Source organism: Lentibacillus sediminis (assembly GCF_002763455.1).
GTDB lineage: Bacteria > Bacillota > Bacilli > Bacillales > Amphibacillaceae > Lentibacillus_D > Lentibacillus_D sediminis_A.
In genome coordinates, this window is sequence record NZ_NIXK01000001.1 from 250,151 (window position 1) to 263,880 (window position 13,730).

The following is a 13,730-nucleotide window of genomic DNA, read 5'->3' on the forward strand; positions in this document are numbered from 1 at the left end:
AAAATGATTTTTCATTCACTAGAAAAACTATCCAGTGCTAATTGGGACGTTTTCCATGCCTGGTTTTTATGTTGTTGAACTTTTCCTTTAAGCAAGCTCTGATGTAAAGCATGATCTTCTAAAATTTGTTTGGCTTTTTCAAATAGCGAATGTCTATCCCAGTCATCCATATTTACATGACCTGCAACTGATTGTTCAAAGATGGATGCAAAGGCATCAATCTTCGGATCATAAGAAAGAGCCACAAATGGAGAATATTTTATTGCGGAAAAAATTAGAGCGTGTAACCTCATACCTATTAAAAGGCACGAGTCGCCAATGAGAGCAATTTTCTCTTCAACCGAAGCATCAGCTGGTGAAATGAAACTTTCCTTCGCCATGTATGCTGCGGTTTCCCGGGAAGCCTTCTCATCACGAACACCATGCATGGGTACAAATACAATGGAGTAACCTTCCTGTTTTAATTGATCAAGACAGCCAGCCATTTTTTTCATATACGCTATATCTGAAGGCCAGTTTCTTACACTTACTGTAATATAGGGAGGACTCACTGACTTCCATTTATTGATAAAAGAACTGGTGTCAAGTCCTAATACGGGGTCAGGCACAACAGATATATCACGTTTCACTCCAATTGTGTTCAACAGCTTTTTCGACTGTTGGTCTCTAACCGTAATCTTTTTAACCTTGTTCAGCGTATTTTTAACGATCCATTTACAGAGACTGCTCTTTATGGGTCCGACGCCTTGTGCGTAAATGAAAACAGGTTTGTTATACCAGTCCGCAATTTTAATGATACCTGTATAATAGGGGATGGTTCTAATTCCGGTTTTATCCTGCAGAAGGCTCCCCCCGCCACTAATAAGACCATCAGCGTTCCTTATTGCCTGACTGATCTCAAGTACATTTCTGCTATTTACTGCATTTACCATATAAGACCTTGCAGTAGACGCAGGATTGCTTGAAAGGACCGTAATTTCGATTTCCGGATTTACTTGCCTCAGAGAGCCGATTATGGATAGTAGTATAGCCTCGTCACCAACATTATCGTAACCATAATAGCCGGATAAGACAACATGCATTACGTCCACCTCCTCCGATAAAACCTGTAAACGTAAAATAGTATGTATATTAATAAGAGACCAAGCAAATACCCGATCAAAACACTATAAGCAGTTCTTAACAAGGAGATATGAAGCGGTACATGAAAATGAGTAAACGTATTGACAATGGATAAAAACCCTACAACGCCAGGCACAAGCAGAATCTTCCCCCATATCCTGTGAAAGCTAATTACATATAGGGCCAGAATATAAAAAGGAAAACCAATCAAAAATTCCTTTGTCCTTGGCCGAACATATAAAAGTTCCTCCAAAGTACTGCGGACCATTATCTCTATCTCGCTGACAGTACCGGCATTACCCGTACGAGTAATATAATACAAACCAGCAGCTCCTAACAATAAAATTATTGCTGCATGCCAATATCTTACGTTCATGTTCAGTAATTTTAGACCTTCTCTCCATAATAAAAACAAAGCAATGGCAAGGATGGGAACAATGTATACTACTTTCACTCCTCTAAATAATTCAAACCCTGTCATAAACGCATTACCATTCAGCAAACCAACGACAAGGATGATGCCAATGAAACTGATGCCAAGGGTCTTTATAAATTGGAAAGTGATATCCCGAATTTTTCCAGAACTCTCTTTCGTTGCCAAGACAGCATAGACTGGTGTAAATACTGCTATGATCAACGCAAAGGCTTGGAGCGATATCAGACTGTGTAATAACAGATGGCATAATGCAAGTACAGCCATAAAAACAGCCGAGGCTATTCTCAACTTAAAGTTATTTATCATTCCACTTGCCAAGAAGGTAAAGATAACACCTGCAGCCAGTAACGTTATTTGAATCCATATAGGCGTTTGAACCTGAAGAAAGGACTGGGGGGTCCCGGCTTCAAAATGGGCCGGCATTTCCTGATGTACGGAAGCAACAAATTCAGTCGCGCTTTTAAAACTTTCAGCTGGTTCTCCATTTTGTATATGAAAGAAAACGGAGCGTATATTCCTTTCTTTGACCGCACGAATTGCTTGGTCAACATTTTCTTCCAATGTCTTATTATCCAGGTCAATACTATGCAATCTTATCATTTCATAATCCGTATACCTGGCAATCTTTGACAAACCTCTTTGAGTAGTAAATTCAATTGTATAGAATTGATACCCCGCGTCAGAGAGCTGTTTAGCAAAATTGGTTATTTGTTGCTGATCTGGGTAACCAATAACATCCTGGCCTGTGAACAAAAGATTAGACGTTGCATCACTCTTCCATTGGATCAATCGATCAACCGTTTTCTGATTTATCTCCTTATGTTGACCACTTGTATCGTTTTCGACCCGCAAAACATAATTCAGATCATGCTGCTGCAATTTTTCCATCGCCATTTGGTTATAACCGATAGTTGAAGTCAAATTCATAGTGTCTTCTGCAGGAATAAAATAAAGGGTTTCGCCGCTAATAGTTGTTTTAATCGGACTGAAATTGCTCTCAATCACTCCCTCGTAGTAGGATAGATCAGGAATTGTAATATAATGTCCTTCCTTTATTGGAAGCAGATCATCCTCCATATCTTGAAAACGCAGGACTGCTTCTAACTCAGCTTTGCTGTAAACCGTGACAATATCCCGTTCCTCCATCGATTTCAACGACAAAGGATTCAAGCTGACGGTATTTAAACCAGCCGTTTTTAAGGAAGAGAGAATTTCATCAATCGTTAGTGTGCTGTCTGTTGTTAATTCATAAATTTCCTTATATGGAACCATCAATTCATACGTGTTGTTGTCCCCCTCGGCTTGCCATCGATCGACTAAGCTTGGAGCAGAACTCAATAATAATATAAATAACAAAACCCACAACCATTTGTGTTTGCTCATTACCATATCTTCCTCTCCGGGAACGTTCATTACCTAATTGATTTTCCTATAATTGGAAGTTCTGCAATTTCCTGCTTGCTTACTACTTTCCACAGAAGCAGTTGTAAAAAGTAGATGGCTGCTCCAATTACTATAGCTATTAATACATATATAAGCGCCTGAAGCCTTGTCCAACTTTCAAAATTTATTATTATTGTGGGCAGGCCAATAATCACTCCCATAATTAAGGATGAGAAAATGATTTTGGCTGTTTGGCCAATCATGAAAGGAAATCGAATAAGCTTCCATATAAAAACAGTATTAATAAAAATTAAAAGGACGTATACCATCAATGTTGCCAGGGCAGCACCATTTAAACCCCATAAATGGATGAATGAAATGTTTGCGAAGGTTTTTATCACAATACCACCTAAGATAATGAAAGCAGCGGTTTTTACCAGGTTCATTCCTTGCAAAATTCCGGTCCCTAAAACAGTTAAAGAGGTAAAAACAGAACTAAATCCAATAATTGCCAGAACCGTGCTTCCCTCCAAATTTGTAAACAAACCAAGGTTAATTGGCAAAGTTAAAGATAAGAGTCCTATTGCAGCTGGCCATGAAATGATTTGAGTTATTTTGTGCGTTTTCTTAATCATCTTACGTGTATATGCCACGTTATTTTCTGCTAAGCTTTTTGTGATTATAGGGATAAGAGGAAGAACAATGGAGGTAGCAAATACTGTAGCAATTTGAACCAAGGTAAGCCCTCTTCCATATATCCCGTATAAATAGTTCACACTATTTCCATCCAACCCCGCATTTTTCAGGCTATGAGGGATAGTGAAAGAATCGACAACGTTCATTAAAGCCATAGTAATCGTACCGATGGCGATAGGGATGGAGATGCTTAAAATATATTTGGACCATTTCGAAAAAAGACGAAATGAATAGCTTTTCGCTGAAGGCAAGCGCAGATGTGATCGCTGATACGTTATTCGCAAATACAATAGAGAGGCAATAGCACCTACCACAGAGGCTGTCATCACCCCACCAGCTACAATATCATTAGAAAAATCCTGTGAAACGAAGTAATAGGAAATCAATAAAATTAACCCAACACGAGTGAATTGCTCAATTACTTGAGAAATGGCAGTTGGCTTCATATCCTCGAAACCTTGAAAAAACCCTCGGTAGACGGCCATATATGGCGCGACCAGCAGGGTAGAAGCAACGACGATCAGGGCTAATCGTGTGGTTTGTCCTCCTAATGCAGCAGCAATGAAAGTGGAGAAGCTAAAGATAAGTGAAAAACTGATAATTCCAAATAAAAAGGCCAAAATACTTGCGGTAATATATATTTCGTGAATAGAAGCAGTTTCGTGTTTAGCCCGGGCCTCTGAAATCAGCTTAGATATGGCTATCGGTATTCCTGCAACGGATAAAATAAGGGCAACCATATATACAGGGTATACTAAGCTGAATATGCCGAGTACTTCATCCCCGGCAATATTTTGCAAAGGAATGCGGAAAATACTTCCTAATATTTTAGAAATTAAAGCAGCAATTGTTAACCATAATGTGCCCTTAACAAAAGTCGATTGACTCATTAAAATTACCCCTTTATTTTCTGTTTAATAATTTGCATAGCAAACCGGGGTAAAGCTAACATGCGTTTCCAGCGACTCGGCTGTTTCAAGAGACGGTAAAACCATTCTAAATTTAACTTTCTCCAGAAAGCAGGAGCCCGTTTTACTGTGCCGGCTATCACGTCAAACGATCCGCCTACACCCATGAACACCCCGTGGCCAAATTTATCCAGATTTTCTGCTATCCACTTCTCTTGTTTAGGAACCCCCAATGCCACAAATATAATATCGGGTTGTAAAGCAGCTATTTCCTTGGCAATTTTCAGGTCATCCCAGTTAAAGTATCCATCATGGGAACCGACAATATGTACATTGGGGAAACGAACGGAAATGTTATCGATTGTCTTTTCTAATGTTTCTTTCTTGGCCCCCAGAAGAAAGATACGGAAATGATGGGTGTTGGCTATGTTTAACAATTGCATCATGGTATCATAACCTGTCACTCTGCCGGGCAGTGGATTATTTAATTGTTGGGCCGCTTTAACGATGCCTATTCCATCGGCAGTAATATAAGTAGCTTCCTTAATCGAGTTCATGAATGATGCTTCTTCGTTTGCCAACATAACCACTTCAGGGTTTGCTGTTACCACAAACGTTTTTTGCTTGTGTCGAATTCGTTCTTCTAAAAGAAGAGAAAATGCAGGCTGATCAATATGTGCAAATGGTACACCCATAATAGTTACTTTTTTCATCTGATTGCATGCCCCTTTACGAATAACTCTTGATAAATATAACATAGAAGGGGCAAAAACAAATAGTATCAGCAAATTGTTGTCACGTTAGCGGGGACCGTATATGACCATTTTACAGCATCAGCTTTTAAGATTCAGTATCATTTACAGTTAATTAACTTCATTTACTAAGACAACACAAAAAAGACCCTTTACTGAAATGAATGATTTCAATAAAGAGCCTTTTAAACTGGAATTTCTTCTCTTTCCTCTGTTTCTGTACCTGTTAGGAGCCTTGCAACATGATCGCTGGAATCTCCGGAAGAATACTCATTCCATTTTTTTGCAAAAGAACGAACTTGATTGAGGTCAAAAGCATTTTGTTTAATGGTCTGAACGATTGCTTCCGTAGAAAAGACCACAGGTCCAGGCATTTGAGATTCATAATTATTAATCAAACCGCTGGTAACCTTATACTCTTCCATATCATAAGAGAAGAAAATCATTGGCTTCTCCAGCAATGAAAACTCAAAAGGAAGGGAGGAATAGTCAGTTATTAATACATCTGTAATTAACAATAGCTTGTTTGTTTCTTGAAAATTAGATACATCATATACAAAGTCTTTGTACTCTGTGTCTAACCTGTAAGAAACGGCAGGGTGATTCTTTATAAACAACACATATTCGTCAGACAGCTCATGATACAATTTCGCTATATCGAGCTGCATTTGAAAATCTGTCAATTGCTCGTTACGGAAAGTAGGTGCATATAAAAGAATCTTCTTATTTTCGATAGCAGGAAAATCCTGTTTGATATATTCATAGATACGAGCTTTTTCCGCTTTATTAAAAAGAATATCTGTACGCGGAATTCCAGTACGTATCATGTTATCTTCAGTCAATCCAAAGCTTTGCTGGAATGTGGCAGCCATTTCATCAGAACCAACAGTCGTATAATGAAATCGACTGTAAACCTGCTTGAAACGATTCATTGCTTTTTCACTTCTCGTTCCATTCGTTGGATCCTCAAGACCAAATTTTTTGATCGCGCCAGCAGCATGCCACAATTGGACACAGGTCGTGTTCTCCCTGAAATCTGTTACAGCGAGAAATCCATAATAGGTGTCTACTAAAACAGTGGAAGCAGTGGCGAGATGATAAATAGATTTCACATAGGAAATCGGGTGCTTAAAGTCGAATGACATTATCTTTCCCATGGATGGATCAAATCGATAGTTACAGGAACGATCCTTTAAAATGATAATATCTTCATTGGAGAGATCTCTTATTGAACGTGTCACATAAAAAATATTATCCCCAAACGAAGCAACACCAACTGTTTTCTTCTTTTGGGGAAAGAGTTTAAAAGTATTAAAGAGTGTACGGAAAACAAAAAGATAGAAAGAGATTGCCAGTTCTCTAACCATTGTTTGCCTTGCTAAGATTTAAGTCTGTCTTTATCTTTGTAGTGGAGATTCCAACGGTACGAGGTAAATAGACAACATCGCAGTGATCTTTTAAGAAGTCAAATTTACCGACCCAGTCATCTCCCATGACAAAGACATCAACCTCGTGTTTTTGAACATCTTCCACTTTTTGTTCCCACGTACGCTCTGGAATAACTTCATCCACGTAACGAATAGCTTCAAGAATCGCTTTACGTTGCTCAAACGTGTAATAAGCTTCCTTCCCCTTGATCGCATTAAATTCATCGGCTGAAATAGCCACAATCAAATAATCCCCGAATTCCTTTGCACGACGGAGCAAATTAATATGCCCTGTATGAAGTAAATCGAATGTCCCGTAAGTGATTACCCTTCTCATTTATGAAAACCTCCGTAATTTTATCCTATGGTTATAATAACATATATCCTTTACACTATCTTAACAAACATTTGACAAAAACTCTACATGTTATTATAACAGATTCTTTAATGTCGAAAAACAGGTAATTTCTACTACTGAAATTTTTCTTCACTAGGGTTAATTAAAAGAATAAAAAATCAAGCGGTATCAAGGATCTTGATCAACTGTGGAAATACTATCATACCCTCTCGATTATATAAAGCCCCGTAAAATTTTTATTTAACATTAAATTTGTCGAATAAAACAATGAAGTTTGAGGTGAAAAGTTGAATAATTGAGGAAAATGTAGAAAACGTATTTCCAAAAGTTGGTTTACTGAGTATAATAGAGTAAGTTAAAGGTCTAGGAGATAATGTCACTTAAAGGTGTTTTAGCTAATAATTCGAAAAGCGGACCTCTAACAATTTATTTTTAACTTATGATGGAAGGATGTGAAAAGTTAAACGAACTGCACCTTTAAAATTCAGCTTACACGGAGGCGTTAAATGAAAAGAATAATATTGATGTTTGTTGTTCTGTTAACTTTTAGTGTTTTCCCATCTTATAATTCATATGTTGGAGCTGAAAGTGAAAAAGTTTCAGATCTGCCTGAAAAGGAACTCACGGAAACAAATAAGGAAGATACATATGAATCGCCTGATAAAGATGTGGGGTCAAAGGAAAGTGAAAAGCCGTTCGGAAATTCTGATGGCACTGAGAGTGATACTGAGGACTCCCGTGAAATAAACAAAGAAGACTCTCAGGTTGAAGGCGAAAACGCCTCAAAAGAAAGCAAAGAAGTCTCAGATGACCAACAAGAGAAGAATGAAGCTGTAAAAAGCACTCAGAATGAATCAGAGGAAATAAAAGTCGAGGCTGAAGAAGAAAAAAATGCAGACAAAGAAGACCATGCCGCTTCTGTTGAAAAGTCCGAAGCAGCAAAAAAGAGCGCTGAAGATAAGAGTGAACTTGAGCAGGAAAGCAGACAGTTCCAGACTTTCTCTATCTCATCAGTAGAAGTAGAAGAGTCTCCAACGAGTAAACTAGGACATACACGAAGTGCTAATGTCGAGATTTATAAAGACCTGAACAATTTATCGGAATCTTTTCGAGCTGGAGATGAATACACACATGCAGTATATTATATTAAGAAGCAAGCAACGCGTGACGGAGAACGATATTATTTATTAAGCACCATGCCCAGCAGCACCAATGGTATAGTTGGTTGGGCAAGGGCTACGGACCTCTCTACCCACCCACATACTGGAATAGATAGTGACTCGAAAGTTTTCTATATAGAAGGCACTGGAAATGCTTATAGCAAAGCATGGGGAGGATCTAAGGATTTAATCTATGATCTGTCCAACTATGAAAATGAGATTTTTAACGTTCACTTAACAGAGAGAGTTGGCAGTAATGTTTGGTATCGTGGAACTTTGAACGGGGAAACTCTCTGGATACACAATTCCTATTTAAGTGATGTATCAGAAAATCCAAAGGAAAGTGGTACCAGTAAACTTGGCCATATTCGTAGTACTGATGTGAATATATACGAAAATATATACGATCTATCAAACTACTTTAAAGCTGGCGAGAAATATACGAATGCAGTCTATTATATAAAAAGACAAGCTGTGGTAAGTGGTCAAATGTACTATTTGTTAAGTACTAAACCAAGTAGCACAAGCGGAATTGTAGGTTGGGCAAAAGCATCAGATTTATCTACACATCCGCATGTTGGGGTAGATAGTAAAGCTAAAGTATTTTATTTTAAAGGAACCGGAAGTGCATACACCACCGCTTGGGGCGGGTCAAAAGATCTGGTTTACGAAGACATGTCCTCATTCGCGGGTGAAGCATTCAATGTTCATTTAACAGAGACAGTAGGAAATAACACATGGTATCGCGGGAATTTCAATGGGAAGACTATTTGGCTGCATTCTTCCTATGTAACATCTGTACAGGAACAGTCAACCAGTAAATTGGGTCACATAAGAAGCAGTAATGTAGATGTTTATGAAGATCTACATGATTTAACTTCTTCTTTTAAGGCTGGAACCGAATATACCAATGCAGTCTATTATATTAAAAAACAGGCGAAGTTGAATGGCACAACTTATTATTTGTTAAGCAAGCAGCCAAGCAGTACAAGTGGCGTAGTAGGTTGGGCAGAAGCATCAGATTTATCTACCCATCCACATGTTGGAGTAGATAGTAAAGCCAAAGTTTTTTATTTCAAAGGGACTGGAAGTGCATACAGCAAAGCCTGGGGTGGAGCAAAGGATCTGGTTTACGATGACATGTCCTCATTCGCGGGGCAAGCATTCCATGTTCATTTAACCGAGACTGTAGGGAGTAATACTTGGTATCGTGGAGATTTCAATGGAAATACTATTTGGCTGCATTCTTCCTATGTAACTGCTGTAAAGGAACAGCCGACCAGTAAACTGGGCCATATAAGAAACAAAAATGTAGATATTTATGAAGGTCTAAATGATCCAACTTCTTCTTTTAAGGCTGGAACCGAATATACCAACGCTGTCTACTATATTAAAAAACAGGCGAAGAAGAGTGGTACAACTTATTATTTGTTAAGTACTAAGCCAAGTAGCGCAAAGGGAGTAGTAGGATGGGCAAAAGCATCAGATTTATCCACAAATCCGCATGTTGGGGTAGATTCTGAAGCCAAAACACTCTACATTCAAGGTTCAGGCAGTGCTTACGCTAAGGCGTGGGGCGGATCAAAAGATCTGGTGTATGAAGACCTTTCTCAATTTGAAGGAAAAGAATTTGAAGTCAACTTAACCGAGAAGGTAGGAAGTAATACTTGGTATCGCGGAACGTTGAATGGCAAAACTTCCTGGATCCATGAGTCTTATCTAGCAGAAGTAAGTATGATTCAAACAACATATAATTTGTCATTAGCCGAAGCACTTGCTATACAAATGGCAGCAGCTCCTCAAACTGATAAAGAGTATGATACGTATGTTTCTAAGACGTGGGTCAATAACCAAAACGAAATAACCGCGAATATCTTAAATGTAAGAGGCGGCCCAGGTACAAATTATTGGGTTGTTGGTCAGCTTACTGAAGGCGACACGGTAAATATAATTAGAGAAGTTAATGGTTGGTATCAAATTGAATATACAGAGAATCGTACATGGGTTAATGCAAGTCCGGATGATGTATTGCATTATTTGGATCCAACTAACTTTGCAAATGATGAAAGTCAAAGGTTTCAGTTCTTAGATTTAGCGCGGCCGAGTGGATCCACTGCAGCGGTGTTAAATACTTACCTGGAAGGCAAGGGTATACTTGAAGGAAAAGGTCAAGCTTTTATTGAAGCGAGTATAGAAAACGGTGTTAGCGATCTATATCTGATGTCCCATGCAATTTTAGAAACGGGGCACGGAACCTCTGAGTTGGCTCAAGGAGTGAATCACAATGGGGTGACCGTCTATAATATGTTTGGTATAGGAGCAAATGACGGCTGTGCGGTAGAATGCGGGGCTGCAAGAGCATATGACGAGGGTTGGACAACTCCGGAAAAAGCTATTATTGGAGGAGCACGGTTTATCGGCAATAGTTATATAAAAGCTGGTCAGAATACGCTGTATGAAATGCGCTGGAATCCCGAGGCAATGGCCGCAGGTGGGATTGCTGCTCATCAATACGCAACAGATATTGGCTGGGCTTCAAAGCAAATATATACCATGTATGACTTATATCAGCAGTTAGGGTTATATAACATAAATCTGGATATACCAGTTTATAGAAAGTTTTAGCATAAGAGTTTGTTAGTTATTAATGAAGTACCTTAATTGTCGCTTAATGCTATATGGCAATTAAGGTACTTTTATTTATCCAGGGGGAGTATATGAGAAAATCGTTTGTTTTTATAATTGGAATATTGTCTTTGATCCTGCTATTCCCAGTGGGTTTGTCAGCTGAAGAAGCGGAACAATCTAATGATCAAGATGAATACAACGAGTTGGGAATAAAAAAGGGAACCGAAGTTTATGGTGAGGACATTAGTGAACTATCAGAGGAAGAACTTCAGTATGTTCCAGAAGGATGGAGAGACGGAGAATTCGAAAGTGAACATCCTGAAGAACAAGTTCAGCGGAGATCATTTTTTATTCAATCTGTGTACCCGGATGTAAATGAGTATATAAAAAGTATTGATACAGCAAATATTGAATATGAGCATAAAGATTTTTTCACGAAGTTTAATTACCGGGGTGGTCATGGTGCAGTGGAAGGCGTAGTAGCTCATGAAACTGCTAATGATGCATCCAATATTACTGGCGAGATTTCTTGGATGTCTCGGAATCATTTGAATGCGTTTGTTCATGCATTTATAGACCATGAACGAATTATCCAGATTCATCCGCCTGATTATGGTGCTTGGGGCGGTGGAAGGTACGCAAACGAACGGTTTGTACATGTCGAATTAGTCAGAGTGGAGAATTTTGATCAATTTGCCAGATCAATTAATAATTATGCAGATTATATAGCTGGTATTCTATATAACTATAATTTGGGAGTGTCAGATGCTGAGAATAGCGGAAAGGGATCTTTATGGTCTCATAAAGCAGTAAGTATTCATCTTGGAGGAACAACGCATGTCGACCCACATGGGTACTTCGCAAGATATGGATATAGCTGGAATGAATTTGTTAGCTTAGTAATGGAGAGACACAACGATTTAGTGGCAGCTCAGAAAGCAAATACTAGTAAATTGGGGCATATAGGATCAAGTAATGTAAGAATCTACGAAAATCCTATGAATTTGGGAAGCTACGAAACAGCGGCTATGAAATATACCAATGAAGTATTTTATATAAAAGCAGAAGCTAAGGTAGATGGAACCGTTTATTATCTGTTGAGTAGGCAGCCAAGCAGTAAAAATGGAACAATTGGCTGGGTTAAAGCTACAGACATTAGTGTCCACGCCCATGAAGGAATCGATAGTGACAAAAAAACATTTACGGTGAAAGGCACCGGAAAGGCCTACAATAAAGCGTGGGGCGGCCCTGAAAATGAGGTTTATAGTGATTTATCCTCCATGACAGGAGAGACATTCCACGTGAATCTTACAGAGTCAGTAGGAAATAACGTTTGGTATAGAGGGACACTCGGTGGAAAAACAGCCTGGATACACTCAAGTTATGTTTCCAATATAGTTGAAAGTAACACAAGCAAACTTGGCCATATCAAAAACGCGGAAGTAGAAATTTCCCATGAAATTTATGGGGATTCCTTTCAAGCGGGCTCCTCATACACAAATAAAGTTTATTATATTAAAAAAGAGGCAACGGCTAATGGTGATACGTTCTATTTAATAAGTGACAAACCCAGCAGAACAAACGGAGTAGTAGGATGGGTAAATGCTGAAGATATGAGTGTTCATGATCATAGTGGAATAGATAAAGGAAGTAAAAACTTCATTGTAAAAGGAAGTGGAAAGGCCTATACGAAAGCGTGGGGCGGGTCAAAAGATCTCGTTTACAATTTATCATCACATGCTGGCGAAACGTTTAAGGTTAATCTAACAGAAGCTGTAGGAAACAATGTGTGGTACAGAGGAATGCTTGACGGGAAACAGGTGTGGATGCATGAAAGCTATGTAACTACCTATGAAGAAAGCCGTACAAGTAAACTGGGACATATTAAAGATGCAGATGTAGAAATTCACACAAGCCTATACCCAAGTGGTTCCACTTTTAAAGCTGGGACAAAATATACACATGCGGTATATTATATTAAGAAACAGGCAACATTTAATGATCAAATTTACTATCTAATCAGCACACAGCCAAGTGATACAGAGGGCGTAGTCGGTTGGGTAGGGGCATCGGATTTGTCTATCCACCCCCATACCGGAGTAGATAGTATGGACAAAACATTTTATTTCAAAGGAACTGGAAGTGCCTATAGTAAAGCATGGGGCGGATCAAAAGATCTGGTGCATGAAGACATGTCTCAATTTGAGAACCAGAAATTCAATGTTCACTTAACAGAAGAAGTGGGAAGCAATACTTGGTATAGAGGGAACTTCAAGGGAGAGACCATCTGGCTGCATACAAGTTATTTGATGGAAAAGGAAGAAAGCAGTACGAGTAAACTCGGACATCTTCACAGTGGGTCCACTATTTATGAAGCAATTGGAGAGACATCCACAGCGTTTAGCTCAGAAAATTATCTAAACGCCGTGTATTATATCAAAAAGCAGGCTGAACTGAACGGCCATAGATATTATTTAATCAGTACGCAGCCTAGTGCTACAGAAGGTATAGTCGGCTGGGTGAATGAGAGAGAAATGTCTACATACAACCATGTCGGCGTAGACAGGGACAACAAGACATTTACCTTTAAAGGAACAGGCAGTGCTTATAATACTGCGTGGGGTGGTTCTAAGGATTTGACATTCCCGGAACTGGCTCAATTTAAAGGGCAAGAATTCCATGTTCATCTAACGGAAAAGGTAGGTAGTAATATCTGGTACCGCGGAGACTTTAATGGGGAGAGGATCTGGGTTCACAGTTCGTATGTAGATTAATAATTGCACCTTATTTAAAAGAAACTAAAAATGTTCTGCTTCTTTAAAGGAAGCAGAACATTTTACTGTCGCATGGTATAATTGAT

At 38.8% G+C, this 13,730-nt stretch carries 8 protein-coding genes; 2 read left to right on the forward strand and 6 right to left on the reverse strand.

All coding sequences use genetic code 11. From position 1 onward, the window contains the following. Nucleotides 1-11: 11 nt before the first annotated feature. The 6 genes from csaB to tagD all read right to left on the reverse strand — a co-directional run bounded on the left by csaB (nucleotide 12) and on the right by tagD (nucleotide 7,061). Nucleotides 12-1,082: a polysaccharide pyruvyl transferase CsaB gene (gene csaB / locus CEG13_RS01265; RefSeq protein ID WP_100009952.1), complete on the reverse strand. Its 1,071-nt coding sequence runs from the start codon at nucleotides 1,080-1,082 to the stop codon at nucleotides 12-14. Then, nucleotides 1,082-2,941: a DUF5693 family protein gene (locus tag CEG13_RS01270; RefSeq protein WP_143469640.1), complete on the reverse strand. Its 1,860-nt coding sequence runs from the start codon at nucleotides 2,939-2,941 to the stop codon at nucleotides 1,082-1,084. The genes csaB and CEG13_RS01270 overlap by 1 nt, the downstream gene beginning before the upstream one ends. A gap of 29 nt (nucleotides 2,942-2,970) precedes the next feature. Further along, the gene (locus tag CEG13_RS01275; RefSeq protein ID WP_100009954.1) at nucleotides 2,971-4,527 is read right to left on the reverse strand and encodes a putative polysaccharide biosynthesis protein; all 1,557 of its coding nucleotides are present in this window, start codon (nucleotides 4,525-4,527) and stop codon (nucleotides 2,971-2,973) included. A 5-nt stretch (nucleotides 4,528-4,532) separates the two neighbouring features. Beyond that, entirely contained in the window at nucleotides 4,533-5,258 is a 726-nt protein-coding gene (locus CEG13_RS01280; RefSeq protein ID WP_100009955.1) for a WecB/TagA/CpsF family glycosyltransferase, read from the reverse strand. A gap of 224 nt (nucleotides 5,259-5,482) precedes the next feature. Then, a complete protein-coding gene (locus CEG13_RS01285) occupies nucleotides 5,483-6,664 on the reverse strand; it encodes a CDP-glycerol glycerophosphotransferase family protein (RefSeq protein WP_100009956.1) in 1,182 nt (393 codons plus the stop codon). After that, nucleotides 6,657-7,061: a glycerol-3-phosphate cytidylyltransferase gene (gene tagD, locus CEG13_RS01290; protein WP_100009957.1), complete on the reverse strand. Its 405-nt coding sequence runs from the start codon at nucleotides 7,059-7,061 to the stop codon at nucleotides 6,657-6,659. The genes CEG13_RS01285 and tagD overlap by 8 nt, the downstream gene beginning before the upstream one ends. A 527-nt stretch (nucleotides 7,062-7,588) precedes the next feature. On the opposite strand from tagD, the gene CEG13_RS01295 reads away from it, so the two are divergent. After that, complete coding sequence (locus CEG13_RS01295) at nucleotides 7,589-10,867, forward strand: GW dipeptide domain-containing protein (protein ID WP_100009958.1); 3,279 nt, start codon at nucleotides 7,589-7,591, stop codon at nucleotides 10,865-10,867. Nucleotides 10,868-10,959: 92 nt separating this feature from the next. Continuing rightward, nucleotides 10,960-13,644, forward strand: coding sequence for a peptidoglycan recognition protein family protein (locus tag CEG13_RS01300; RefSeq protein ID WP_158234621.1), 2,685 nt, complete (start codon nucleotides 10,960-10,962; stop codon nucleotides 13,642-13,644). The last annotated feature ends 86 nt before the right edge of the window (nucleotides 13,645-13,730 follow it).

What these genes read in the sequence shown, in the direction of transcription:
- csaB (WP_100009952.1), bottom strand. Translation starts at nt 1,082, where the DNA reads ATGCATGTTGTCTTATCCGGCTATTATGGTTACGATAATGTTGGTGAC.
- CEG13_RS01270 (WP_143469640.1), bottom strand. Translation starts at nt 2,941, where the DNA reads ATGAGCAAACACAAATGGTTGTGGGTTTTGTTATTTATATTATTATTG.
- CEG13_RS01275 (WP_100009954.1), bottom strand. Translation starts at nt 4,527, where the DNA reads ATGAGTCAATCGACTTTTGTTAAGGGCACATTATGGTTAACAATTGCT.
- CEG13_RS01280 (WP_100009955.1), bottom strand. Translation starts at nt 5,258, where the DNA reads ATGAAAAAAGTAACTATTATGGGTGTACCATTTGCACATATTGATCAG.
- CEG13_RS01285 (WP_100009956.1), bottom strand. Translation starts at nt 6,664, where the DNA reads ATGGTTAGAGAACTGGCAATCTCTTTCTATCTTTTTGTTTTCCGTACA.
- tagD (WP_100009957.1), bottom strand. Translation starts at nt 7,061, where the DNA reads ATGAGAAGGGTAATCACTTACGGGACATTCGATTTACTTCATACAGGG.
- CEG13_RS01295 (WP_100009958.1), top strand. Translation starts at nt 7,589, where the DNA reads ATGAAAAGAATAATATTGATGTTTGTTGTTCTGTTAACTTTTAGTGTT.
- CEG13_RS01300 (WP_158234621.1), top strand. Translation starts at nt 10,960, where the DNA reads ATGAGAAAATCGTTTGTTTTTATAATTGGAATATTGTCTTTGATCCTG.